Source organism: Bacillus cereus group sp. BfR-BA-01522 (assembly GCF_022662635.1).
In the GTDB taxonomy this organism is placed as follows: Bacteria; Bacillota; Bacilli; order Bacillales; family Bacillaceae_G; genus Bacillus_A; species Bacillus_A cytotoxicus.
On sequence record NZ_JAKUDY010000006.1, the window covers coordinates 223727 to 249858 of the forward strand.

Sequence of the window (26132 nt, forward strand, 5' to 3'; positions counted from 1 at the left end):
CTCCAAGTTTTTTAGCTTACTGAGGTAGATGAAACGCTACCTCAGTAAGCCAGAAATCACTTTCTTTTTCAGTTACTATACACTTCTATTTCTTGTTTATCTTGGCGAAAGTTATAGTTTGTATCTAAAGCATGAGCAATAATGAGTTCTTGCTCAGCTTTATGAGCATGTGGATCGCCGCCAGATGGGCTAGAGCGGTCTGGGCGTCCAATATATCCTGTTTTCAATTTGTCGCCAGCAAGTTCGAATAAGATTGGAGCCATGTAATGCCATGCGCCCATATTGCGAGGTTCTTCTTGAACCCAAATGATTTCTTCTAAGTTTTTAAAACGTTTTATAATGGATTGAACTTTTTCAGCAGGGAATGGGTACAATTGTTCAATGCGAACGATATGAAGTTCATCTAAATTGTACTCATGTTTACCAGATTCAATCTCAGCTGCTAAATCAATTGCCATTTTACCAGTCGTAAAGATAAGGCGTTTTACTTTCGTTGGTTTTGTACCAAGTTTTTCTTGCTCTAGTGCAGGTTGGAAACATCCTTCGCTTAGTTCGCTACCTGTAGAAGCTGTAAGTGGATGACGCAATAAACTTTTTGGTGTCATAATCACTAATGGACGAACCGCTTCTGTACCAAGAATAGAAGCTTGACGGCGCAAGATGTGAAAATATTGTGCCGCACTTGTTAAGTTTGCAACAGTCCAGTTATTCTCTGCAGCTAATTGTAAGAAACGTTCTGGACGTGCACTAGAGTGCTCTGGTCCTTGCCCTTCATAACCGTGTGGTAGAAGGAGAACAAGACCTGATTTTTGTCCCCATTTTGCTCTACCAGATGAAACATATTGGTCAAATAATGCTTGAGCTGTATTTGCAAAATCACCGTATTGTGCTTCCCACATCACAAGAGTTTCTGGAGCAAACACATTATAACCATATTCGAAACCAACAACAGCAGCCTCTGATAACGGACTGTTATGAACAGAGAAAGATGCGTTAATATTTGGTAAACGGTGCAGTGGTGAATATGTTTCATTTGTTTCTGTATCATGTAGTACAATATGCCGTTGTGCAAATGTACCACGCTGTGAATCTTGACCAGTTAAACGAATTGGCGTTCCTTCTTGTAAAATGGAAGCAAATGCTAATGATTCAGCTAGTGCCCATTCCACTTTACCATCTGCATCTAAAGCAGTTCGGCGGCGTTCTAAAATTTTCTTCACTTTCGGATAAACGTTAAAGCCTTCTGGCCAAGATAAGAGCCCTTCATTAATCGCACGAAGCGTTTCCAGCGGAAGACCAGTGTCAATTGGTTGAATACCTCTTGCGACTACATCTGGAACTTTCACATGTATCGCTGCTTCACTTGTATCAGCAGGTGGCACTTGTGCATATTCCGCTTTTAATTGCTCTTGTGTAAATTGCGTAATTGTTTCCACTTCATCAGAGCTTAAAACACCTTCCGCTTTCAATTGTTCAGCATAAATAGCTCTGACAGTTGGATGGTTTTTAATCTTCTTATAAACTTGTGGTTGTGTAACGGCTGGGTCATCCATCTCATTATGACCATAGCGGCGATAACCGATTAAGTCGATTAAAATATCTTTTTTGAAACGTAGGCGATATTGAATCGCAAGGTTTGCCGCTGCCAGACAAGCTTCAGGGTCATCTGCATTTACGTGAACAATTGGAATATCGAAGCCTTTTGCAAGGTCACTTGAATATCTTGTAGAACGAGAATCATAACTATCTGTTGTAAAACCAATTGTATTATTTGCGATAATATGAATGGTTCCACCAGTTTGATAAGCGTTCAATCTGCTTAAGTTCAATGTTTCAGATACAATACCTTGACCAGGGAAAGCTGCATCTCCATGAACTAAAATGACGAAAGATTTTGAACTATCTTGCTCAGGATAACCGGCTTTTTTACGATTTTCTTGAGCCGCACGTGCGTAGCCTTCTACAACAGGATTGACGAATTCAAGGTGACTTGGGTTATTTGCTAATGTAACACGTGTACGAACTGTTTCATTACCAACAACTTGTTCGCGACCTAAATGATACTTCACGTCTCCTGTCCAGCCAGCATTATGGTTCGTTTTATCGTCAGATTGAATCGTTGCATGTTTAAACTCAGCAAACATGTGACTATATGGTTTTTCTAATACGTGAGCGAGAACACTGAGACGGCCGCGATGAGCCATACCAATCATGACATCTTCAACGCCAGCTTTTGCACCTTCAGCAATCATTTCATCTAATACAGGTACAAGCATATCGACGCCTTCTATAGAGAAACGTTTTTGCCCAACGAATGTTTTATGCAAGAATTGCTCGAAACCTTCAACGGCTGTTAAGCGTTTTAAGAGAGCAGTTCGTTTTTGATTTGATAATGGTTGACGCAAGGAATTTGATTCCACCATTTGATGCAACCATGTACGTTCTTCGCTATCTTGTATATGAGAGAATTCATAGGCTAAGGACTTTGTATACACATCTTTTAATCTATGAATTGCATCAAGAGCTGTGTGAACATCATTTGGCGCATCTGGCCATACTGTTTTCGCTGGAATCGCTTTCAAATCTACATCGTTTAATTCGCGCATCATTGTCTCAATGAGAGATTGTCCATCATGCGGTTCTTCCATTGGATTAATATGGGCAGATAGATGACCGAACGAACGGATATTCTCGACAACTTGCACAGCTTTCAAAATTGTTTCAATGTTTCCTGTACTTTGAGGAGAAAAATTTGTTTCTTTGTTGTCCCCTGTTACGACATCCACTTGGAACGTAGGAGCTCCGAACGTTTCAAAAAGCTCTTGTAATTCCGGATCAACAGAACCTTCATTCGTCATATAACGATCATACTGTTCAATAACATAGCCAAGGTTCGGACCATGGAATTTGGCCCAAGGGTTTGTCGCTGTATTCTTCCTCGTCATTTGTTTAAACCTCCCAATGCATATATTCCTTTCTTTATGTGAAAAGGATGCATTTCACTCTTTTCATAATTGATGAACCAGTAATGAATGTAAATGTTAACTTTACTCTTATGTTATTACAATAATTTACATAATACCAAACATTATTACTTATCCGTTTTGTAAAAAAACATTCACAATTACTTATCACCTAAGTTAATCTTTCATGTTATAAATTAATTTTCAGGAAAAAATAGGTGATTTCATCTGATACGCCTGTATTTCAAACAAGTAGTATTACGATGAAATATAAAAATAATTGTTAGAATTTTTAGTTAGAGTGTCGTTTGGATTATGTATATTAGAATAATAAGCGCTTACAAATATATTATACAACAATATAACAGAATATAGTATAAAAAATGAAAAATTTTGAATTTACCACAAACTTTATTTCGATAGTGTTAAATAATGAAAGAAAAAAGGAAGTATTTGATTATAAAGGAGGATTATAAATTGAAAATGGCGTATAAATCGTTTGTTTTTGCAAAAATAGCAAAAAATCCTAAAAAGCCATGGCTCATTTTATTTGTAAATGATAAGAAATGAAATATTTTAAAAAGATAAAAGGCATATAGACATATTAATTTTTCTTATGACAAGGGAATGAATATAACGAACATTTATTATGTTTATCATTCCATTTTGAATTGAAAATAATCATGATGAAAGATATAGATAGATGAACGAATGAAATGAATTCATCAAAAAGGAATGTTGTAGTCCGCTTCAAGATTCAGAGAGAAGCAAGGAAGATGGGGGTTATCCGCAACCCCTGATTGGTGAAGGATGAAGAAAGCCTCCACTGATTAAAATTTTACTGCATTCTTATCATTTTAGCGGCATTAACAATTAGTACAATCTTTCTTTCATTTGTGATTTGTACCAAAACATATTAAAGTGAAAGCGAGAAAGGTGAATGAGATAAATGCAAGCTATGTATGTTTTAGGATTAGGTGTACTTTTAATGTTAGCGGTGTATTTCTTCGTTCGGAAGGATATACAAGGCAATACATTGACAAAGCGAGGATTTTATAAATTAATAGGTTGCTTAGTTGTGATGTTCATTGGCATTATCGTTATGATTGTGTTAATTAGTAAGCAATTGTAAAACAAAAACCCTATTTTTGGTTGTCAATCAAAAATAGGGTTTTTGTCTTGAGCATTATTCCTTATGAAAGAGATGGATTGCGAAAGGTTTCAAGGAAATGCAGGGCGACTTTGGAAAGGGAACGATTTTTTAACCAAATCACTGCGGAGTCAGATGTAATAGTCGAGTCTTCAATATCCATCATTTTTATACCATTTAAAGGAAGTGCAATGAGAGTTGATTTCGGGAGTAATGTGCACCCAATGCCGGATCGAACGAGTGAAAGAAGCATAGCAGCATCCGGACAATCGCAAATGATATTTGGTTTTAAACCATGCTTTTGAAAGTTTTCAAGAACTTTTTCGTAAAGACCGAACCCTTTAATTCGCTGGAGTAGCATAAGAGGTAACTTGGCGAGTTCTTTCATAGAAATCATTGACCGGTTATCCGCCTTATCATTCGGCATGACAGCAACAAATTGATCTGCAGGTAGCGATAGGGAAGCAAAGTCTTCCATCTCTAATGGAAGGCGGACAATCGCGAGTTCAATTTCGCGATTTTTTATAAGTTGTGCTAAGCGAAATGAATCTCCTTCCTGCAAGCGAAATGTCACGAGCGGATATGTTTCGTGGAAGGAACGTAGTCTGTCTGGAATATAAGAGAAAGCGGATTTCACAGAACCAATCGATAAGGTTCCTTTGAGACCACTTCCAACTTCTTTTACTTCAGTAATAGTTTCATGGAAGTGAGTAAGAATCTCCTTTGTCTTTTTAAATAAAACATGTCCAGCTTCAGTAAGTTCTAGTTTTCGTCCATTTCTTTCTAGTAATTGAACGCCGAGTTCTTGTTCTAGCAATTTCAATTGCTGACTTAATGGAGGCTGTGCCATATGGAGTCTTTTAGCTGCCCGGGTGATTTGCCCCTCTTGTGCAATTGTGTAGAAATAACGAAGTTGCCTAATATCCATACTGATTCCCTCCCAATGGATCACTATATTTTTTTCGTATGGAATGCAAATTTTTTTAGTATTTTTCATCTATGATATCACGTGATAGAGTAATAATGTAATGAATTTTCTGATTAATTAGAAATTTGAAAGTGAGGAACTGTGCAATGCGTAAAGAAGTAGAAATGAAAAAGGAGAGACGAAAGAATGGATAAATTCGCAGAAGCAAAGAAAAAATTGAGAGGTTCGATCGCCCCAATTATTACACCATTTGACGAGAGCGGTGCAATTGATTTTCAAACATTTGAAAACTTAATTCATTGGCATATTGAAAGCGGGAGCCATGGTATTTCTGTTACAGGTACAACGGGCGAGCCAAGCTCTTTAAAGGTCGAGGAACGTGTAAAGGTAATGGAAACGGCGGCAAAGGCAATTAATGGGCGAGTTCCTTTCGCACCGGGGACGGGGTCTACCAATCATGAAGAAACCTTGTATTTGACAAAAAAGGCACAAGAAATTGGAGCGGATGCAGCGCTTGTTATAGTGCCTTATTATAATAAGCCATCGCAGCACGCATTGTACAAACATTTTAAAACTGTCGCGGATTCTGTTGATATTCCGATTATTATTTATAACATCCCAGGAAGAACAGCTGTCAATTTACAAGTGGAAACGATTGCGAAGTTAAATCAAGATTGTCCCAATATTATTGGAATAAAAGAGTCAAATAAAGATTTTGAACATATTAATCGTGTTCTTCTGCATTGTGGAAGAGATTTTCTCTTGTTCTCCGGCATTGAATTGCTTTGTTATCCAATGTTAGCAATTGGTGGCGCGGGGCATATTAGTGCTACTGCGAACGTTGCTCCAAAGCAAGTTGCAGAAGTCTATAATGCGTGGAATGAAGGAGACATAAAACGTGCATTAACTCTTCATTATGAGCTTATGCCACTCAATGATGTGTTATTTAAGGATACAAATCCAGCTCCTGTAAAAGCAGCGCTCGGTATGATGGGGAAAATTAAGCCGGTACTTCGTTTACCAATGGATGTTCCATCACAAGAATTGCAAGATGAAATTCGGGACGTCTTAAAGAACTATGTAGAATTACCAGAAAGCATTGTATCTAGATAAGGACATAGCCCCTTTAAAGTCATACAGATTTTAAGGGGCATCATTCAAAAAATTGTAGGAGGGAAGAATGTGCATATAGAAGCGAAGGATATACAAAAGGATAAATCTTATGAGCAAATAGAACATGTAGATTTATATATTGATGGAGAATTTAGAAAAGCGCAGTCTGGAAAAGTATTTGTAAATATGAATCCGTTTACAAATAAGGAGATTAATCGAGTAGCTGAAGGGGATAGAGTTGATATCAATCTGGCAGTTGCTGCAGCGAAATTCGCTTTTGAAAAAGGGCCATGGGGCAAGATGAAAGTAGAAGAGAGAATGCGATATATCAATCGAATTGCGGACTTAATTGATGAGGAAATAGAAGAAATCGCGTATTTGGAAGCACTAGATACGGGGCTTCCTATTAGTCAAACGAGAAAAATGACATCGCGTGCAGCAGAAAACTTTCGTTTCTATGCAAGAATGGTGCAAACGAAATTACACGGTGAAGCATATCCAGTCAACAAAGAATTTATTAATTACACTGTCTATCATCCAATTGGGGTTGTTGGCCTTATCACCCCATGGAATGCACCGTTCATGTTAGAAACTTGGAAAGTAGCTCCGGCATTAGCTACCGGGAATACAGTTGTTTTAAAGCCGGCTGAATTATCTCCTTTAACGGCTAACAAACTGGCTGAAATAATTCATAAAGCAGAAGTGCCAAAGGGCGTCTTTAACGTCGTTCATGGCTTTGGGGAAACAGCGGGTGCCTCTCTTGTCGCTCATAAAGATGTGAAAGCAATATCGTTCACAGGTGAAACAACGACAGGTTCGATCATTATGAAAAATGCGGCTGATACGCTAAAGAAAACTTCAATGGAACTAGGTGGTAAATCTCCTCTTATCGTCTTTGAAGATGCGGATTTAGAGCGCGCTTTAGATGCGGCTGTGTGGGGCATTTTCTCATTTAATGGAGAACGCTGTACCGCTAATTCTCGCTTGTTACTGCACAAAAATATTAAAGATCAATTTATTGAAAAATTAAAAGAACGTGTAGGCTACATTACAATCGGCGATCCGATGGACTCTAAGACAGAACTTGGTCCGTTAATTGAAAAACAGCATTTTCAAAAGGTACAAAAGTATATTGAAATCGCGAAAGAAGAAGGATGTGAAGTGATACAAGGAGTTGTTCCCGAATCGGTGCAAGCGGGTAACTTTGTGCCGCCAACTTTATTATTACATGCAAAAAATGAGATGCGAGTATGCCAAGAAGAAATATTTGGTCCTGTTATGGCTGTTATGGAATTTGAAACGGAAGAAGAAGCGATTGCAATTGCTAATGATGTAAGGTACGGACTTGCTGGTTATGTTTGGACAAATGATATGAAGAGAGGTCATCGACTTGCGCAGTCCATTGAAGCGGGCATGTTATGGGTGAACGCTCAAAATGTACGCGATCTTCGAATTCCGTTTGGTGGAGCAAAAGATAGCGGGATTGGAAGAGAAGGTGGACACTATGCCATTTTCGAGTTTTATACGGAACCAAAGGTCATTCATGTTGCAATCGGAGATCATCATATTCCGAAGTTTGGCACAAAGAAATAACAAGCTGCAGATGAAAGTATAAAAACAATAGTTTCATGAAAGGGGAGAGTGAAATGCCAGCAAAAACAGGAAAAGAATATATCGAAAGAGTAGATCAAGCAAATGCCAATGTATGGATTGACGGGAAGAGAGTAGAAGGAAACATCTCAGAACATCCTGCTTTTAAAGGAGTAATGAAAACGCAAGCTGAGTTATATGATATGCAGCACGATCCTGAGAAAGCAGAGTATATGACATATACTTCTCCAACTTCAGGAGAGCGGGTCGGCACTTCCTTTTTGCAACCAAAAACAAAAGAAGACTTAGCAAAGCGCCGCAAAATGATTCAAGAGTGGGCAAAGTACAACGGCGGTATGATGGGGCGCTCTCCAGATTATATTAACGCGGGAATGATGGCTTACGGATCGGCTGCTGAAATGTTTGGAAAACAAGATGCGTTTTATGCGAAAAATATGGCGGAGTATTATGAGTATTGTCGCGAGAATGATTTATCTTTAACACATACATTAATTCAGCCGCAAGTGAATCGTGCGGTTAATGCATCGCAATTATCTGATCCTTATATTGCTGCGCGCATTGTAGAAAAAACGTCAGAAGGCGTAGTCATTCGCGGAGCGCGTTTACTCGCAACGCAAGGAGGAATTACCGATGAAATTATGGTGTTTCCTTCGACTCTTTTAAAACAATCCGAAGAGGAAAATCCATATGCATATGCTTTTTCAATTCCAAATCATACACCGGGCCTGAAGTTTATTTGCCGTGAATCATTTGATTACGGAAAGTCTCATTTTGATCATCCGCTTGGATCGAGATTTGAAGAAATGGATACGATTGTCGTATTTGATGATGTCGTAGTGCCTTGGAATCGGGTGTTTGCCTTAGGGGATGTTGGCGTTTGTAATCAAGCTTACAATGAAAGTAATGCGGTTGTTCATATGACGCATCAAGTTGTCTCAAAAAATATCGCAAAAACGGAATTTGTATTAGGAATTTTACAGCTCATGGTAGAAACGATTAATATCGGTCAGTTTCAACATGTACAAGAAAAGATGTCGGAAGTTATTATGGCGCTTGAAACAGTGAAAGCATACGTAACGGCGGCAGAAGCGAATGCGAAGCTGGATAAGTGGGGCATTATGACACCGGACTTTACACCATTAAATGTTGCACGCCATTACTATCCAAAAATTTACCCAAGATTTAGTGAAATTATGCAACTGCTTGGAGCAAGTGGTTTAATGGCAATTCCATCCGAATCAGATTTTCAATCGGAATTACGCCCTGATTTAGATAAATATTTACAAGCGGCAAATGGGGACGCATATAATCGTGTGAAATTATATCGACTAGCTTGGGATGTTTGTATGAGTGCATTTGGCACGAGACAGACATTGTATGAACGCTTCTTTTTCGGAGATCCAGTTAGAATGGCAAGCGCGCTATATAATGGCTACGATAAGCAAGTATATGTGGACCGCGTAAAAGAGTTTTTAAATCGCTCGGAAGAGTTAATCGAAAAAGTATAAAAATGTGGAGGTGCAACAAATGGAGTTTAATATTATTCGCATTGCAAGAACAATTCTAAATGTGAAAGATTTGGATCGTTCGCGAGAATTTTATGTAAACGCTTTAGGGTTTGTCGAGACGGAATGTGATGAGGAGCATATTTATTTAAGAGGGTTAGAAGAACATGTTCATCATAGCTTAGTATTGAAAAAATCAGAGCAGCTAGGGGTTCATGCACTTGGGTATAAAGTGAAGAGTGAAGCAGATTTAGATAAACTAGCAGCATTTTTTCAATCAAAAGGATTAAAAACAAAGTGGAAAGAAGAAGGAACACAATATGCACTGGGCAGGGCATTACATGTTCATGATATATCAGGAATGCCCCTTGAATTCTTCTGTAAGATGAAGGGGGCTGAGCGTATGATTCAGCGTTATGATCAATATCGTGGAGCAAGAATTCAGCGTATTGATCATGTAAACTGCGCTGTGCCAGATGTAGAGAAAGCTTACGACTTCTTTGTCAATGAACTTGGTTTTGCATGTTCTGAATATACAGCAACAGAAGATGATCGCGTATGGGCTGCTTGGCTTCACCGGAAACAAACGGTACACGACCAAGCATTTATGAATGGAGAAGGACCACGCCTTCATCATATTGGCTTTTGGTTACCAGATCCATTAGCACTTATTCATTGTTGCGATGTCCTTGCATCACTTGGCTATGGTGAAAATATGGAAAGAGGTCCTGGACGCCACGGATTATCGAATGCATTCTTCCTGTATTTACGAGACCCAGATGGATACCGAATTGAGCTGTATAACGGAGATTATTTAACAAGTGATCCAGATTTCAATCCAGTACGCTGGGATTTAAATGATCCAAGACGCCAAACGTTCTGGGGGCATAAAGCACCGGATAGCTGGTTTAATGAAACATCTCCATTTTTAGATATCGAAACAGGGGAAAGAATCCAAGAGGCAAGTCCAACGTTAGAACAGAGAAAACCAGATTTTGTGCTATAGATTATCAGAATAGTTTGTGAAAATGATAGGTGAGGTGATAAGGTGAAGACGCTGTATATGCAACACTCCATTTCTAAAACGTTACGAGAAGAAACAGAGGAATGTGTGCTTGCACTTGGCTTCTTTGATGGCGTTCATATTGGTCATAGAAAGCTCATTAGAACAGCAAAAGAGATTGCCAACCAAAAGAAAATCACATTTGCTGTTATGACATTTTACCCACATCCAAAGGAAGTTGTGAGTCCTTCTGATGGCCCGATGAAATATTTAACACCTTTGAAAGTGAAAGAAGAGCGTTTTAAAAATATGGGTGTTGAAAAATTAATCGTAGTTAAGTTTGACCCTGTATTCGCCCGCCTATCTAATCAAGAGTTTGTGGAAACATATATTATCGGATTTTGCTGCAAGCATGTTGTTGCCGGATTTGACTATCATTACGGATATAAAGGGCGAGGCAATATGCAGCTATTAAAAGAACAAGGACAGAATAAATTTGAAGTTACAACGATTCCAAAAATAGAGCACCGTCATCATAAAATTAGTTCAACCGCTATTCGAAAACTACTTTCCCATGGAGCAACACATGATATTCCGAATTATCTAGGTGATTATTATGAAATAAGGGGAATTGTACAGAAATCCTCCCTTTTTTACGAAACGTATAGATTTATTGAAGTGTTCGTGGAACAAGATTATATGCTACCAGTACCTGGCGTTTATCATATTGTGGTAGAGATTGATCAAATTTTCTATAAGGGAGTATGTCAACAAATAAAAGAACAGCAGCTTCTTCTGCAGTTATCCAATTGCCCCATTGATGTATTAAATAAACAGGTAAAAGTAAAATGGATCCAATCTATTTTTGGAAACGCAAATGTATATGATATCAATCGGTACGTTTTACTAGATCACTTAGCGATATAGAGAGCCTTATGCTCTTAAAATAGCGGGATAAAGTTGAATAAAGGATGAGGTGGGTTTTATATGATAAAATCCAAAAACATAAATTACGAGGAGATTGCAAATTCAGAAAAATTTAAAGCGTTATTGCGCGAGAGAAAAAGATTTACAGTTTCTGTAACAATCTTTTTCATTTGTTTTGCGCTACTTTTACCGATTTTAACATTGGATACAGATGTATTAACAAAGCCAGCGATTGGTTCTATATCATGGGCTTGGGTATATGCCTTTGCTCAGTTTGGTATGACTATTGTCATTTGTCATCTATATGTAAAAAAAGCAGCTTACTTTGATGCATTAGCTGAGCAAGTGTTAAGGGAAGAGGCAGAGGGGAGAAAAGTAGATGGACTATAAAGTGGTAGTAATGTTTGGATTCATTGTGATTATGACGCTTGTTATTACCTATTATGCCTCGAAAAAAACAAGTAATGCGCGTTCTTTTTATACAGCTGGAGGGGGACTAAAGGGATGGCAAAATGGTTTTGCAATTGCCGGTGATTTTATGTCAGCCTCTTCTTTTTTAGGTCTTATTGGTGCGATTTCCCTTCTAGGATATGACGGATATTTTTTAATGTATGGTGCGCTTGTATCGTATTTAGTCGTTTTGCTCCTAGTGGCCGAACCGCTTCGCAATCTAGGGAAATATACATTGGCAGATATGATTACAGAGCGTTTTCAAAATAAAAAAGTGCGAGGTATTACGGCATTTAATGCCCTTACGATTTCTGTTTTTTACATGCTTGCACAGCTTGTCGCAGCGGGAGCGCTCTTTAAATTACTATTAAATATTCAATATGAAATATCTGTCGTTATTGTAGGGCTTGTTATGCTTGTATTTGTTATTTTTGGCGGTATGACAGCGACGAGCTGGGTACAAATTACGAAAGCATTTTTATTATTAGGCGGGACATTTCTCATTTTCATCATGGTAATGAGCAAATTCGATTTTAATGTTTTTCGGATTTTTGAAGAAATGAAAACAGCAACGCCCCTTCAAGAGGCTTACCTACATCCAGGTGCAAAATATACAAATGGATTAGATGCCTTTTCTTTAACGCTTGGCTTAATTCTTGGTACAGCTGGCCTTCCTCATGTTTTAAGCCGCTTTTTAACCGTTCCAAATGCAAAAGTAGCGAGAAAATCTGTTGCTTATTCCATTTGGATCATTGGCTTATTTTATATTATGGTCATCTTTTTAGGATTTGCTGCTGCAAAATTCGTTGGAGCTACAGAGATTATGAAAGCGAATCCAGCGGGAAACATGGCGGCACCATTGCTAGCCAAAATATTAGGCGGTGACATGTTATTTGCTGTTATATCAGCTGTCTCCTTTGCTACTATTCTTGCTGTCGTAGCGGGAATTGTTGTCACAGGGGCAACCGCATTCTCTCATGATTTTTATAATGAAATTATTCGAGAAGGAAAAGCGACTGAAAAGGAACAGCTTCGCATGGCGCGATTTGCTTCGATTGGCATTACAGTTTTCTCTATTATATTGGCATTGTTTGTTCAAAAAATGAATGTCGCCTTTCTTTCATCATTAGCATTAACAGTTGCAGCAAGCTCTAATTTGCCTGTCATTTTATTTACTGTATATTGGAAGCGTTTTAATATAGCAGGAGCCATTACAGGCATGCTCGTAGGTTTACTTGGCAGTATGATTCTCGTTGCGCTTAGTCCGAGTGTATGGAGTCCGAAAGTAGGAGAAGCGCTTTTTGTAGGAGAACCGTTATTTCCATTGTCTTCCCCAGGCATTGTCTCCATTCCGTTAGGATTTCTTGGAGCTTATATAGGTACAATTTTATTTGCGAAAAGAAGTAAGACGGGTAATTTTGAAGAAATATTGGTGAAGTCGAATACAGGAAGCAATGTGAAAGGTATTAGTCATCATTAAGTGAAATGAGGGAGGAAAATATGAGGAAAATACAGTTTAAATGTTATGGCCGATCCCAAATAGAAGAAGCGGAGCTACATATAACAGAAGATATGGTCATATGGAACGGAAAAGAGTATAAAAGTCACGAGCTTGCATTGGATATTCCAACTTCAGGAAATATTTACGGGACATTGCTCAATTATAAAGGAGCACTTGCCGCATTAGGAAATTCGGTACATGAATTGCCATATAAACAAGCGCCAATGGCTCCCATTTTATATATCAAACCGATAAACACAATGATTGCCCGGGGAATGCCGATTCCGTTACCGAGTGAAGAAAGGGAGTTAGAAGTTGGGGCAGCACTAGGAATTGTCATCGGAAAAAGAGCGACGAAAGTAAGGGAAGAAGAAGCGTTAACATATATTCAAGGATATACGATTGTAAATGACATCAGCATACCTCATGAAAGCGTGTATCGCCCAGCGATTAAGCAAAAAGCACGCGATGGATTTTGTCCAGTTGGCCCATGGGTGATAGAGAAAGGGGCTATTCAAAACCCAAATGATGTAAGCATTCAAGTATATGTGAACGGTATATTGCGGCAAGAAAATCATACGAAAAACTTAATTAGACCAGTGGAACGACTTATCGCAGATGTAACAGAATTTATGACTTTATATGAAGGAGATATACTGCTTGTTGGTGTCCCGGAAAATCCACCACTCGTAAAAAATGGAGACCGCATTCGAATTGAAATCGAAGGAATTGGCAGCTTAGAAAATCAAGTCGTTTTAGAAAAAGAACTTGTGAGAGGAGGAGTACGATGAAACGAGCGCGCATCGCATATGCTGGTGGGATTTACTACGCAACTGAAGTAGATGGCAAGTTGCAATTAGATGATGGACGGATGCTAGTAGAAGAGGAAGTAACATGGCTCCCACCAGTTGAGCCGCGAACAGTATTTGCCCTCGGCCTAAATTACGCAGATCACGCAAAAGAGTTATCATTTAACGCGCCAACAGAACCCCTTGTCTTCTTAAAGGGACCTAACACATTCATCGGTCACCGTGGTCAAACATATCGTCCAGAAGATGTAACATATATGCACTATGAATGTGAGCTAGCTGTTGTTATGGGAAAAACAGCTCGAGGCGTTAAGAAAGAAGAGGCATACGATTACGTCGCTGGCTATACAGTAGCGAATGACTATGCAATACGGGATTATTTAGAAAATTATTATCGTCCAAATTTGAGAGTGAAAAACCGCGATACATGTACGCCAATCGGTCCATGGATTGTCGATGCATCCGACATTGACGACCCGATGAACTTAGCGCTCCGTACATATGTGAATGGCGAGCTGACGCAAGAAGGAACAACGAAAGATATGATCTTTTCCATCCGGGACTTAATTGCCTACTTAAGTAGCTTTATGACATTAAGTAAAGGAGACATCATTTTAACAGGTACGCCAAAAGGATCCGTCGATACGAAAGTAGGAGACGAAGTCATCACCGAAATTGAAGGAATAGGCCGTCTGATCAATACCATTGTTGGGGAAGAAACGTTTTCTAAACGATAGAAATCGAGAGAGTAGCTAACAGAACGGCTACTCTTATTCTAGTAATCTATAAAAAGAAGGGGGCCTACGTCCATGCCGCATTTTATAGTCGAGTATACGGATAATATAAAAGAAGAAGCGAATATGAAAGAACTATTAAAAAAAGTAAACGATATCCTTATTTCACGAAGTGACATCTTCCCAACAGGAGGGATTCGTTCAAGAGCAATCGAATTACAAGATTACTATATCGCTGACGGACAAGAAGAGGATGCATTCGTCCATGCGACGCTTAAAATTGGAGCCGGGCGAACCACACAAGACAAAACAGAAACATGCGACCGCCTATTCAACATGATGAAAGAACACTTCGCAGACCTCGCCGCCAAACGCTACTTCGCCTTATCCATGGAACTAGCAGAATTTAACGAAGCAGGAACGTATAAGTGGAATAATATACATGAGCGGTTTCGGAGGAAAGAGAAGAAATAACAAACGATTATATCATCTTATAAAATGAAAGGCTTACGGGCTAAAAATGGACAGTAAGCCTTGTATATTTTTGCTATGTGCATATTTGTGTTGGGAAATAATGGTACCCTCTTTTGGTGACCGCTGTATAGAGCGCTTCTATATTATTTATAATTTTTCGTAGGAAGTGTAGGGGATTCTCATGCTCATTAACTTAAGGATATTTCAGGTTATAATTCTGAATATTATGTGTTTTATGGATAAAATTAAAAAAGAAGTATTGATGTGGAATTTTTTGTTAATATTAAGATGCATAATTCTGTAATAAGGAGGATTTATATGTCCGTAATCGTGAGGAATGACAGATTGATAAAACTATTGAATGATTGGTATATCGAAATTCGTTCAAGACATATCGCGAAAGCTCATAGTATGAAGGAACAGATTGATAGTTTGATTCAAGAACTAAAAGAGGAGAAACAGGAGTTATTACAGAAACAGGATTTATTACTTTATTATTCTCTGCTTGATTTTCGATATAATTATTTAATAGACAATATGAGTATATCGAAAGATAGTTTTAATCAAGTCGAATCTTTTGGAACACCAACAGATGAACGTTTATCTTATTATTATCATTTCTTTAAAGCAATTTATATGAGTGTTACAGGTAGCTATACTGAAGCAAGAGAACACTTTGATAAGGCAGAAGTCCTTTTAAAACATATTCCGGATGAGCTAGAAGAAGCTGAGTTTCATTATAAATTAGGCTCGTTTTATTATGATATATACAAAGGACTTTTATCAGTTAAACATGTTACTAAGGCAAAAGATATTTACCTTAAATTTACTGGTTATGAAACCAATATTGCTTTTTGTGAAAATATGTTAGGGCTGGCTTGTACTCATTTGAAAGAGTGGGAATTAGCTGAGGAACATTTTACAACTGCAATGGATCAATTTCAAAAAAACAATGAAGAATATTATATTTTAATGGTTCGACATAATATAGGATTATTATATGCAAGTCAAAACCTCTCAAGTCTAGCTATTCGATATTTATCTGAAGTAAATCTAAAAACATCAGGAAATTATCGAGCAATGTTTATTGAAGCACAAGAACATTTCAAGCTCAAAGAACACGAAATAGCAGGGGAACTGATTAAAAAAGGGTTACAAATTTGTAATGCATTGGAACATGAGGAATATCAACATCGTTTTATGATTTTGGATGCTAGGAACAAAAATGTTTCTGCTGAAGAGTTTGAAAAAATTGTATTAGCAGGAAATGAGTATTTTGAAAGAGAAGAATTATATACGTATATGTATGAATCTACGGAGGCTTTAGCGATTAAGTTCTATAAAGAGGATAATCACACAAAAGCAAGTAAGTATTTTTATTTAAGTACACAAGCAAGAAAGAAAGTATTTGATAAGGGGGCACTAAAATGAAGAAAATGATAGGTAGTATAATGGGAAGTATGATGGTTTTAACTTTAACGTTCGGGATACACACATTAGTAGAAAAACCGCAATATGCAGACGGTAATCATCATAAAATGATGTTGATTCAATATGCAGATGGGAATCATCATTAATATTTGTACACGTTTTAGGTCTTCTAAAAAAAGGGAGACCTCCTTCGATAACTTCGGGTTTAAAACGTTAAATAGAGCTGACTTCGTGTAGAAGTCAGCTACTTAAATTATTACAATATTTTTCCCTGGTTCTATTTGAACATTGAGGAATTTTTCACTATGTAAATCATATTCTAGCTGAATCTTAATGCCGGCTGTTTTTGCACATTCTCCTGAACCAGAATAATATAGAAGCCAAATGATAAATGATTAGGAACTTGAAAAATAGTAGCATCTAAAATACATATACGTTGAAAATAATAAGTGTACTAGTTAGGGGGGAGACAAATCGTTTAGTTGTCTTTTAACTAAAAGGGAAAATACAACCTATAGAAATAAAACAGCGTATCGGTTAAAACGTTGGTTAAGCATAAGTGTAGCTGTATTGGCATAAAGTTGAAATGAGAGAATTGCTTGCTACATGTGACTAATACAGATACATAAAGCAGCTAACTCTCGTGCACCATACTTACTAATAAAATTGGATTAATTAAAAGAATTAGGGATGGTTCTGTATATTATGTTTTTCCTGGTGGTGGAATTGAAGATAGTGAAACACCAGAAGAGGCAACAATGAGGGAAGCCATAGAGGAATTGGGTGTTGAAGTTAAAGTTAAAGAATGTATTGCGAAAGTTGAATTTAATGGTACACAATACTTTTTCCTGACTGAAATCATTAAAGGAAACTTTGGTACTGGTGAAGGTGCGGAGTTCACTGACATAAATAGAAACAGATGTTCATATTTGCCAATGTGGGTAGATATAGAAATGCTATCATCTATAGATGTAAAGCCTAAAGAAGTTGCTTTAAAGGTGCAAGCCTTATTCAAGTAATAAGTGTATTGGTAAAATAACGGTGGTTGCTACAACTGTTAAAATCTAGTGCACCTTTTCATGAAATTAAACACTTTTTACTATTGCACATGCAGAACATTTACGACATATCAAACAACTTTTCATTAGAACAAGAAAGTATATCAAGAGTTCCTGCCTTAGCATATATTTTAACTTAAGAAATTGCTGTTTATAAAAAAGAAATGTGAACACTTTGATACGTAGGCATTACAAATGCTTTGAAGGGTATTGTTGATTTACAAAAATCGTAGCAATGTTTATCGTTAAGTATTCTTATATTATTCGGGGGGAAATCAAAACAAGAGATGTATTGGAATTCATCAATCTTTATATTATTTATAGGTTTAAATGTGTTTAAATCGAACAATAGATGTTTAGAGGTCTTATTGAGCTACAATTCTATTTGTATATAAATAGAGGGAATGTTATCATATAAAGTAATCCAATACTAAAAAATCATATTGCAAAAGGACATACCTACGCATAACCATAGCGTGGGTGTGTCCTTTTTTTGTTTAAGGAGGAAAAAGTTGTGGGGAAAACGTTATTTATTGCGGAAAAACCGAAAGTTGCCAATGAAATTATGAAATTGCCGCGATTCCATCACTCACAAAAGTACATTAGTAGCAAACCTTATTATGAAAATAATCATTATATTGTCAGTTGGTGCCGTGGGCATCTGCTGGAACTAAAAAATCCGGAAGAGATGGATCCAATGTATAAAGTGTTTAAGTTAGAGCATTTACCCTTAATTTATCAGCCAGATTATAAAGTGAAACAAGAAAAAGCTGAACAATTGTAGATTGTCAACCAAATTTGACCCACCTACTACCAATCGTTGTCGCATCAGTCCAGCTCAAGGGTATCGTGAATCTATTATTCGTCTTGAAAAAGAGGGAAAAACACTTAAAACGATTGATCCACTTATCCGTAAGAAGGGGGATAACGGCACCTTTTCAGCTATGCGCACACTTGTTGAAAGGGATAAGGCGCAAACAGAAACATGCTAATCCCCCATCTCCTACCTATCAAATAGCTAGAAAACGTCTTGCCAGATAGTTTTGGATTCATCCGAATCATCTGAATACCTCAGAAAGAAGGGATTTAGAGCGATGTTTCAAAAAATATCCTAATCTCCAAACTGTTTATGAAGTCATACAAGAGTATCGTACAATGATAAAACAATCTGATTATGAAGGATTTTTGCAATGGCTAAGAAAACAACTTTCCCATAAAGAACAACCCTTTTATCCATATGCCGTCATTTACGCAACGATTTACAAGCCGTGAAGCATGCCTTTATTCTTCCCTATAGTAATGGCGTGTTAGAAGGGCAGGTAAATCGCTTGAAATCAATCAAACGAATGTTGTATGGGCGAGCTGGTTTAGCTATATTGCAAAAGTGCATGTTATATAAACTCTGATTTATTATTTTGAAAGAATAAAATTTTATACGGTAACAACGTTATATGAGATTTCACCAAATCTGCGTAAGAATCACTTTGATATTGCAAAAAACAGTTGATAAAGTTGAATGGACACCTGACAAGGGAACGGTTATAAAAGAATTTAATGACCTTTTACATAAGTATAAGTAGTCATAGTATAATAATATTAAGGGTTTTTCACCCAAAAATATACTAATTAGGAGGAAGCCATTATGTTCAAAAAGAAAATTTTTAATGCAATAAATAAGATCGATAATGTTTTAGTACCTAAAATTTATCAGGTGAAATTTGAGAATAATCCCTCTATTAAACTAGAAGACTACCCTGATTTATATGAATTAGGTGAATGGTTGAGTTATTCTACTAAAAGTTGGGGATGTCATTCTAAACTAAATAAAGTAGAATTTGAGAATGAATTTTTTACAATAACAAATTTAACTGAAAATGAAGTGAAGATTACTTATGGAGGGGAAGGAATGAATCCCTTTTTTCCAGGTTGGCGACAATCTGTCAATGAAAAAAAAGACTAAATTTATTTTTAATATTTCCATCATTAGTGTCGCGTAAAAGTGTTTTGAATGTTCCGTTTCTTGTTTTTTTCCATAAAAAGCAAAACAAAGATACTTTAACAGAGGTAGTAAACATCCATTTTTTTACTAAAACCTTCGACTCGTTTAGCAGAAACATAAAAAGTTTTATGGAACGCTCTTTCCTTGGATTTTACGTTGCCAAATGTGTGCAGGGTTCCATAACGACGCTTTTAAAAAGCGACTGATTTGCAAATAGGTTCGCTTACTTTGCGAAGACAACTGAGCTAGCACATGTAAACAGTACACAATCATTGCAATGTATATTTGATTGTGCACCGCTTGTTCGTTCTGACCGTAAAACTTCTTGATGTTCAAATGTTGTTTCATCCATTTGAAAAACAATTCTATGGCCCAGCGTGACTTATGTAACTCAGCGATTTCGTCCGCGCCCAAATCAAATCGATTCGTCAGTAAATGTAGTTCATTTCCTTTTGAATCGAGTACCTTGATGAAACGAAATGCGTTTTCAGAACGATTTTGTGTCGTGCCAATCCCAATCACAATCATTTCATCCGAGATCACAGCGGCTTTTTTCGGGAAAGAGAATTTCTCAATCACCTGTGTCACCGCATTTTTACGTAATCGTGAGACAAAAAAGTAACCTTTATCCGTCATATGGTCGAATCGCTCATAATCTAAGTAGCCGCTGTCAAACACATACATGCATTCTTTGTCATCTACGAATACCCTTTTTCCATAAAGACAAGCCGTAAATGAAGCTTCACTCCTGATTTTGTTCGACGACATTCCGCTCATTGATGCTTTTTCGGTGGTGTTCTGCAATTCTTCTGAGAAGATGCAAGCACTCAACGCAAGTAAACTCTCGGTTTCATGGAGTTGTGCATACAGAAGTAATTTCATAAATGAAGCCATATGAAGTTTCTTTGTATAGTGGTTTAAATGATGCTTTTTCACCTGTTCTTCAAATAATGAAGTAGAAATTGGTGAAAGCCATTGTTTAAATGATGTTTTTCGTGTAATCTTCTCCATGAGATGTCCTTTGTTTTGGATTTGGACAGGTTACTACCGCCAAGCCATTATAAAGGATTTTTTTATGAGTTTTATAATAAAAGAAAATTCAGATTAATATTCCAGGTTGCATTAGTTTAATGCGACGCTAGTGAAGTTTTATATGTAATAAATTCCTCTTTTTCACTATCAGTTAAGTTGCCGCTTAAAAAAGCAGGAGCACCATTACATGAACTAACTGTAAAAGTCGACGGGATATATAATAGCGTTTCCGCACATATGGTAGAAGCACAGAAACCATTCTCAACCACTTATACAGATATGATGTCAGGATTAGATGTAGCTAATAATATTATGGGGGCTGCGAATAAATTAGCAAGTCATAAGGTTGATATTCCTGCTGCTACACGTAATATAGGGAATATTGACTTAAGAAATAGTTTGCGAGATTTTGGAGTACCTCCAGAAAAAATGGAAGCGTATCTGGCCGAAGAAAAGAAGACAAATGAACAAATATCATTTATGCTCGATATTACGCCTGGCGTTGGTGCAATAAAAGAAGGCACACAAATGATAATGGGAAAAAATCCTTTAACAAAAGAACAATATGGACTTGATGATTATGCATGGGGTACATTGGCGGTTGTTTCAGGTGGTACATCAAAAGTTGTCGGTCGAGTTTTTGGCAAAGTTGGAGATCTTGAGAAGAAAGCGAACAACCTAGAGAAGGCTGCTAAAAATATAAAATATGAAATATGAAGTGAAAATATTAGGAAGAGGCTCTACAGGTCGAACAACTGCCAAATCTTTAGAGGAGCAACTAGCAATGAAAGAAGTTAAGTCCAATCCTCTAGGAAAGCCAATTCCCAAAATAGTAATGACAGATCCTCGTTGGCCTCATGAAGAAGGATGGGTTAAAATGGCTCAAAATGTGAATGGAGTAGAAATACACTATGCTAAAAACACAAAAACAGGTGAATTTGATGATTTTAAATTTACAAACTAAACAAGAAGTAAGGGGATAAAGAATGAAGGTAATATGTATAAATAACAAATGTAATCAATTTTCAGACAAACGATTAAAGCAAGGTTATACACATGACATGATTTTAAATTTAGAAGTAAGAAAAGAATATGTGGTTTATGGTATGAGCTTATCAAATGGAGAATTAGATTATCAACTTTTAGGAGAAAATGAGAATATGCCATCATGGTATCCAGCAGAATTATTTAATGTTTCAGATCCTTTACAACCGTTAGAATGGTATTTTGCAGATCATAGACACATAAAAGAGACAACAATAGATTATATATGGGGCTATAAAGAATTAGCCTTAGAAGATTCACATGCCTTTGGTTTAATAGAAAGGGAGAAAAAAGATATGGAAATATTTTTAAAACGCAAGGCAGAAATTGATGAATTTATGGAACTATAATGTCCAAATTTCTTTGATGTGTGGTTAAATAAAAGCAATGTAACTTAGCTAAACCGTAGGAATAAACAATTTCTACAGTTTTATTATCGAATATTTTTCTAGAATAGCCTCTCATTCCCAGAATCATTTCCGTACTCCTACGGGATTTGTGACCGTCAAGTAAAATTGGTTCTTCCGCACTTTTGGTGAGGATCTATATGTCCCCATGTAAAGAGATTTGGATATTTTTTTAGGAAAACATTTTCCCTACAAAGTTATTAACACTCTTTGTGTTTATAGTTTGCTACTCGCACGTCCATACATCATTCGTTTGATTGTTTTAAGTCGATTAATATGTCCTTCTGTTATGCCGTTACTAAATGAAAGAGAACATGCTGCAGTAATTGCTTTTACGTCTTTCTCCGCATAATTTATAAACGTTCGAATGGCGGGAAATGGAATATCTTTATATGTTATAAGCCAATTTGCTAAGCCTTCAGCTCGTTTTTCACGAACAATAGATAGGAAATCTTGAATCATGCGATGAACTTTTTTCAGCTCAGGAAACTCTGTTCAAAATGTTTCTGGTATGCTATTTTTCCACTCTTCATATTCTACCTCACTCCACATAGACCGTAAGAGATGTGATCGAGATACTGTGAGCATAGTTTTACCTAATCCTTGCTCTCTTCGTATTTTAGCAACACATGTATTTAGGGTAGAGCGTGATCCTTTATATCCTATTTTCCTTAGGAGTTCTTCCATTTCGTCAACAGTCTTCTCTTCCGTACTATAGGAATTAGTCTGTCAGACTGTATATAATCTATTTTCTTCCAATCTGCAGGGACATGTTGGTTTAGTGATTCTTTCAATGCATCAAATAGCCCTTTCAGAGTATATGCCACTGTTGGGCATGAGGAAGTGCTTCGGAAATGGTGGGAAAGATAGTGTTAAAACAATTGTTCGGAAAATTGTGAGATAAAATTTTAAAAGTACTAAATAATGAACCCGTCCAAGAATTATTGTGGGAAGTGTTAATGAAAATCATTAAGGTTACAAGAGATAATTAGGATAAAAAGAAAAAGGAAGAAAAAAGAAGAATCGATCGCAAAATGAACAGGCATTTAACTAATTACGCTTTTAATCCCTACGTGTAACCTTATGTTTGAAGGCGCAAGTGTTGGACGAGATGGAAGGGAATTGTATACGAAAAAAGAAACCGCCTTCGATTACGGAGGCGGTTTCTTTTTATTTAGTAGTAGATGGAAGTGTAAGGTTGCTCGTTGGTTTCAAAATCTACTTATTAAAAAACTTCGGGTCTAAATCACTAGATAATACTCTACGTTTTAAAGTATACAAGTCGTTTGGAAGGTATTTGTATTACTGCGGATATACGTACTTAATTTCGTTGATAATTTTCTAGGGAAAACGACTATAAAATACGGAGTAATTGATTTAAAGCGAAAAAAGACCACCCTTTCAGGCCATGCCCATCAACTTAAGAATGGAAACAAAGTGTACTTTCATTTTTTGGGGAAAGCATTCCTAAAATAGAAGCATACTCTTAATAATATGCATACATAAAATGGGTCTGGTGCAAAGGTAAAATGAAAACCAGTAAAACGCACATATTCCTAACAGAATTGTATTTTATGCTACAAGTTCAAACAATCAATGGATGAATTCTTTCTGATTTTGAACAGACTGTTCTCGTAAATCTTTTTATCATATGCATAGCTTCTACTCCAGAAAGAATGGATGTAGCTGTGTCAAAGATTTGAACCCTAGCATAGAACGGATTCGTTTCTTTATAAAGCGATGATCTTGTTCTACTGTTATAACACGAGGCTTTGAAACATGAAAAGACTGCAAAGCTTTCTTGAAAAAACACTTTGCGCCTTATGATTTCTTGTTTTACTTAAATAAAAATCAATTGTATTTCCTTTTGAATCAACAGCACGATATAGGTACATCCATTGACCTTCACATACGTCTCATCAACTCGCCAAGAATCATTGGTTTTCTTAAAATGACACCTTAATCGCTCATCTAATTTAGGGCCATATTGATGAACCCATCGCATAATCGTTGTGTGAGCAATTGATAATCCTCTTTCCTTCATCATCTTCACCAAGTTACGGAAGCTCAAATTGTACCGTAGGTACCACCTTACTGTTAATAAGATTAGTTTAGGTTGATAACGCTTATATTTGAATAAATTTTCCTTTTCCATACTGATCACGCTCCTTTTTTAGAGTCATACTGTCAGTATGGAAAAGCATGATAGATTTCTTGCACCAGAACCGTTTTTTTGTGAATTTATTCCTTATTCTGTAATAGTTGATGAACAAGTAATTGGGATTTTAGTCCTTCTATTCCATTAATACATGGTTGTATATCATTTTGAATACAACGAATAAAATGATATACGGCGTCTTCAAAACCTTTTTGTTTTAATATACTATCCCATGAAGGAGTATATTCAGTGGATAATATACCTGCACGTTCAATCTCTAATGTATTTAGGTTTTTTACTTGAACTAAAGCGCCTTCTGTTAAGAAGTTTAATAACTCTACGTTTGTTCCAGCTTTCCTATGCATAGTCGTACAAAATGAAGTACCATCAGATGTTTTAAATATATGATTTGCATATAAAAGATGATTTTCAGTATTCACGTTAATGGTACCATTTAACACATAGAGGTCATCATTCCCTAACCAACGTATTGTATCAACTAAATGCAAATAATCATCTATCATTGTAAATTCATATGAATAAGGACCAACACTATCTATCCTATGTTTTTCAATACGTATTAAGGAGGCTTTTTTAGCTTCTTGTTTGGCTTTTATATACATTGGTGAAAAACGGCGATTAAATCCTACCATGATTTTTCTTCCAGTTTTTTCACTAAGTTCAACTAGCTTTTCAGCATCTGAGATAGTTGCCGCTAGAGGTTTATCAACATATACATCTTTTCCCATGTTAAGAAGAGTAGAAACTACTTCAAAGTGTGAATCGGTAGAACTATGTACAAATATAGCATCACATTCTCGAGCAAGTAATGTTATATTATTAAAATCTTGTATGCGATATTGCTTGCAAATCCTCTTACATTTTTCTTTATTAGGGGAAAATGCACCTATAAAATCCCAATCTATTTCTTTTGATAAGATAGGTAAATATGCTTTTTGAGAAATATCCCCTAAACCTACCATTCCGATTCTTAAATTCCTCATAATAAATCATCCATCCTTTAAGTGTTTATAAACTTAAATTAAAATCTTAAATTAACGAATATTATTTATAGATTAACATTGTTAAATAAATTTTGGAATAAAGGTAGCCTTAGTTTTAATAATTTCTCTAAATTTCTTTACACCACCCATTTGAATCCATTTAGCTTTAATAAAGTCATCAACATACCTAAACATTATTTTATCATCTGATGCTACGAAGTATGTTTTTTTATAAGAAAATCCTTCCATTATTGCAGGAAATAATGGAGGATTTGTATAAAATATAATTTTTTTATCCGTAGCAATAAAAAATCCATATTTATAAGGAAATCCTAAAGTATCTATTTCATATAATCCATTTGTATATGCTAGAATTTTTTCTCCACATTCTAAATATTGATTGATACAAGTAGGAAGTTTATCCATTGAAACCCTCTCTTTATGGTAATTCAGAAACATAAATTGATTACAAATTTTAAAATTTAATTAAAATAGCAGCTTTATCATCAGAAATTTTTAAGCGAGATATTTTTTTTCGCTGAACATCTTCATCTTCAAATTTGTTTAGTTTTTCTAGGTACGAAGATAATCCATTTTCTATAACTTCCCTTATAAAAATGAAAGTATTTTCATTTTCACTATCACTATATTTAAGAGGATAAATTCCATCAGTAAAGAGAATAAGATGAGTTAAACCTTGTCTAGAAATCTTTCCACTTTCTAAGAATTTGTACAAATTTGGATCTCCATTGACAATGAACTGTACCCCGAATCATGGACACTAAAAAAAATCCGTGATTCGGGGCTTTTGTGTACCTTTATAAGCAAACC

The 26132-nt window shown here is 36.3% G+C and carries 25 protein-coding genes and 4 pseudogenes; 20 read left to right on the plus strand and 9 right to left on the minus strand.

The genetic code is table 11. The features are described from left to right. Nucleotides 1-68 precede the first annotated feature (68 nt). A complete protein-coding gene (locus tag MR059_RS11450) occupies nucleotides 69-2945 on the minus strand; it encodes a 2-oxoglutarate dehydrogenase E1 component (RefSeq protein ID WP_011984045.1) in 2877 nt (958 codons plus the stop codon). A gap of 967 nt (nucleotides 2946-3912) precedes the next feature. Here MR059_RS11450 and MR059_RS11455 point away from each other — a divergent pair. Further along, the gene (locus tag MR059_RS11455; protein WP_011984046.1) at nucleotides 3913-4095 is read left to right on the plus strand and encodes a DUF3976 domain-containing protein; all 183 of its coding nucleotides are present in this window, start codon (nucleotides 3913-3915) and stop codon (nucleotides 4093-4095) included. A gap of 61 nt (nucleotides 4096-4156) precedes the next feature. On the opposite strand, the gene MR059_RS11460 is transcribed toward MR059_RS11455, so the two are convergent. Next, nucleotides 4157-5041, minus strand: coding sequence for a LysR family transcriptional regulator (locus tag MR059_RS11460; RefSeq protein ID WP_011984047.1), 885 nt, complete (start codon nucleotides 5039-5041; stop codon nucleotides 4157-4159). A gap of 186 nt (nucleotides 5042-5227) precedes the next feature. Between MR059_RS11460 and hpaI the strand changes: the two genes are divergently transcribed. The 12 genes from hpaI to MR059_RS11520 all read left to right on the plus strand — a co-directional run bounded on the left by hpaI (nucleotide 5228) and on the right by MR059_RS11520 (nucleotide 16745). Further along, nucleotides 5228-6154 (plus strand): 2,4-dihydroxyhept-2-ene-1,7-dioic acid aldolase, encoded by a 927-nt coding sequence (hpaI, locus tag MR059_RS11465; RefSeq protein ID WP_011984048.1) that lies wholly within the window; start codon nucleotides 5228-5230, stop codon nucleotides 6152-6154. Nucleotides 6155-6223: 69 nt separating this feature from the next. After that, nucleotides 6224-7747 carry a 5-carboxymethyl-2-hydroxymuconate semialdehyde dehydrogenase gene (gene hpaE, locus MR059_RS11470; RefSeq protein WP_011984049.1) on the plus strand — a complete coding sequence of 508 codons (1524 nt, stop codon included), beginning with the start codon at nucleotides 6224-6226 and terminating at the stop codon, nucleotides 7745-7747. A 53-nt stretch (nucleotides 7748-7800) separates the two neighbouring features. After that, nucleotides 7801-9273: a 4-hydroxyphenylacetate 3-monooxygenase, oxygenase component gene (gene hpaB / locus MR059_RS11475; RefSeq protein ID WP_011984050.1), complete on the plus strand. Its 1473-nt coding sequence runs from the start codon at nucleotides 7801-7803 to the stop codon at nucleotides 9271-9273. 19 nt (nucleotides 9274-9292) lie between these two features. Continuing rightward, nucleotides 9293-10276 carry a 3,4-dihydroxyphenylacetate 2,3-dioxygenase gene (hpaD, locus tag MR059_RS11480; RefSeq protein ID WP_011984051.1) on the plus strand — a complete coding sequence of 328 codons (984 nt, stop codon included), beginning with the start codon at nucleotides 9293-9295 and terminating at the stop codon, nucleotides 10274-10276. Between the two features lie 42 nt (nucleotides 10277-10318). Continuing rightward, nucleotides 10319-11200, plus strand: a complete 882-nt coding sequence (locus tag MR059_RS11485) for an FAD synthetase family protein (protein ID WP_041809537.1) — start codon at nucleotides 10319-10321, stop codon at nucleotides 11198-11200. Between the two features lie 60 nt (nucleotides 11201-11260). Next, the gene (locus MR059_RS11490; protein WP_011984053.1) at nucleotides 11261-11590 is read left to right on the plus strand and encodes a DUF485 domain-containing protein; all 330 of its coding nucleotides are present in this window, start codon (nucleotides 11261-11263) and stop codon (nucleotides 11588-11590) included. Further along, nucleotides 11580-13130: a solute symporter family protein gene (locus tag MR059_RS11495; RefSeq protein ID WP_011984054.1), complete on the plus strand. Its 1551-nt coding sequence runs from the start codon at nucleotides 11580-11582 to the stop codon at nucleotides 13128-13130. The genes MR059_RS11490 and MR059_RS11495 overlap by 11 nt, the downstream gene beginning before the upstream one ends. Nucleotides 13131-13150: 20 nt before the next feature. Next, on the plus strand, nucleotides 13151-13942 hold the full coding sequence (locus MR059_RS11500) for a fumarylacetoacetate hydrolase family protein (RefSeq protein ID WP_011984055.1): 792 nt from the start codon (nucleotides 13151-13153) through the stop codon (nucleotides 13940-13942). After that, nucleotides 13939-14697 carry a fumarylacetoacetate hydrolase family protein gene (locus tag MR059_RS11505; protein ID WP_011984056.1) on the plus strand — a complete coding sequence of 253 codons (759 nt, stop codon included), beginning with the start codon at nucleotides 13939-13941 and terminating at the stop codon, nucleotides 14695-14697. The genes MR059_RS11500 and MR059_RS11505 overlap by 4 nt, the downstream gene beginning before the upstream one ends. 72 nt (nucleotides 14698-14769) lie before the next feature. Further along, entirely contained in the window at nucleotides 14770-15168 is a 399-nt protein-coding gene (locus tag MR059_RS11510; RefSeq protein ID WP_011984057.1) for a 5-carboxymethyl-2-hydroxymuconate Delta-isomerase, read from the plus strand. Between the two features lie 318 nt (nucleotides 15169-15486). Further along, entirely contained in the window at nucleotides 15487-16599 is a 1113-nt protein-coding gene (locus MR059_RS11515; protein WP_011984058.1) for a response regulator aspartate phosphatase, read from the plus strand. After that, nucleotides 16596-16745 (plus strand): hypothetical protein, encoded by a 150-nt coding sequence (locus MR059_RS11520; RefSeq protein WP_157671200.1) that lies wholly within the window; start codon nucleotides 16596-16598, stop codon nucleotides 16743-16745. Before MR059_RS11515 ends, MR059_RS11520 begins: the two co-directional genes overlap by 4 nt. Nucleotides 16746-16862: 117 nt before the next feature. On the opposite strand, the pseudogene MR059_RS11525 reads toward MR059_RS11520, so the two are convergent. After that, nucleotides 16863-17258 (minus strand): annotated as a pseudogene (locus MR059_RS11525) (transposase); the annotation flags it as partial. 15 nt (nucleotides 17259-17273) lie between these two features. Between MR059_RS11525 and MR059_RS11530 the strand changes: the two are divergent. The 4 genes and pseudogenes from MR059_RS11530 to MR059_RS11545 all read left to right on the plus strand — a co-directional run bounded on the left by MR059_RS11530 (nucleotide 17274) and on the right by MR059_RS11545 (nucleotide 19617). Then, nucleotides 17274-17618: an NUDIX hydrolase gene (locus MR059_RS11530; protein WP_308806023.1), complete on the plus strand. Its 345-nt coding sequence runs from the start codon at nucleotides 17274-17276 to the stop codon at nucleotides 17616-17618. A 553-nt stretch (nucleotides 17619-18171) separates the two neighbouring features. After that, nucleotides 18172-18438 (plus strand): annotated as a pseudogene (locus MR059_RS11535) (toprim domain-containing protein); the annotation flags it as partial. Between the two features lie 4 nt (nucleotides 18439-18442). Beyond that, nucleotides 18443-18649: a hypothetical protein gene (locus MR059_RS11540; protein ID WP_041809543.1), complete on the plus strand. Its 207-nt coding sequence runs from the start codon at nucleotides 18443-18445 to the stop codon at nucleotides 18647-18649. 650 nt (nucleotides 18650-19299) lie between these two features. Continuing rightward, entirely contained in the window at nucleotides 19300-19617 is a 318-nt protein-coding gene (locus tag MR059_RS11545; protein ID WP_011984061.1) for a DUF3884 family protein, read from the plus strand. A gap of 165 nt (nucleotides 19618-19782) precedes the next feature. On the opposite strand, the pseudogene MR059_RS11550 reads toward MR059_RS11545, so the two are convergent. Then, nucleotides 19783-20667 (minus strand): annotated as a pseudogene (locus MR059_RS11550) (IS4 family transposase). 177 nt (nucleotides 20668-20844) lie between these two features. Here MR059_RS11550 and MR059_RS11555 point away from each other — a divergent pair. The 3 genes from MR059_RS11555 to MR059_RS11565 all read left to right on the plus strand — a co-directional run bounded on the left by MR059_RS11555 (nucleotide 20845) and on the right by MR059_RS11565 (nucleotide 22082). Beyond that, nucleotides 20845-21405, plus strand: a complete 561-nt coding sequence (locus tag MR059_RS11555; protein ID WP_011984063.1) for a pre-toxin TG domain-containing protein — start codon at nucleotides 20845-20847, stop codon at nucleotides 21403-21405. A 67-nt stretch (nucleotides 21406-21472) separates the two neighbouring features. Next, nucleotides 21473-21652 carry a hypothetical protein gene (locus tag MR059_RS11560; protein ID WP_235436357.1) on the plus strand — a complete coding sequence of 60 codons (180 nt, stop codon included), beginning with the start codon at nucleotides 21473-21475 and terminating at the stop codon, nucleotides 21650-21652. 22 nt (nucleotides 21653-21674) lie between these two features. Further along, the gene (locus MR059_RS11565) at nucleotides 21675-22082 is read left to right on the plus strand and encodes a hypothetical protein (RefSeq protein WP_011984065.1); all 408 of its coding nucleotides are present in this window, start codon (nucleotides 21675-21677) and stop codon (nucleotides 22080-22082) included. 273 nt (nucleotides 22083-22355) lie between these two features. On the opposite strand, the gene MR059_RS11570 is transcribed toward MR059_RS11565, so the two are convergent. The 5 genes and pseudogenes from MR059_RS11570 to MR059_RS11590 form a co-directional block, all read right to left on the minus strand. Beyond that, on the minus strand, nucleotides 22356-22601 hold the full coding sequence (locus tag MR059_RS11570) for a transposase (RefSeq protein WP_011984066.1): 246 nt from the start codon (nucleotides 22599-22601) through the stop codon (nucleotides 22356-22358). Between the two features lie 1131 nt (nucleotides 22602-23732). Further along, nucleotides 23733-24294 (minus strand): annotated as a pseudogene (locus MR059_RS11575) (IS6 family transposase). 86 nt (nucleotides 24295-24380) lie between these two features. Then, on the minus strand, nucleotides 24381-25301 hold the full coding sequence (locus MR059_RS11580) for a Gfo/Idh/MocA family protein (RefSeq protein WP_048722367.1): 921 nt from the start codon (nucleotides 25299-25301) through the stop codon (nucleotides 24381-24383). A gap of 81 nt (nucleotides 25302-25382) precedes the next feature. Then, nucleotides 25383-25727 carry a PH domain-containing protein gene (locus MR059_RS11585; protein ID WP_041809544.1) on the minus strand — a complete coding sequence of 115 codons (345 nt, stop codon included), beginning with the start codon at nucleotides 25725-25727 and terminating at the stop codon, nucleotides 25383-25385. Nucleotides 25728-25776: 49 nt separating this feature from the next. Continuing rightward, nucleotides 25777-26037, minus strand: a complete 261-nt coding sequence (locus MR059_RS11590; RefSeq protein WP_011984068.1) for a hypothetical protein — start codon at nucleotides 26035-26037, stop codon at nucleotides 25777-25779. Between the last annotated feature and the right edge of the window lie 95 nt (nucleotides 26038-26132).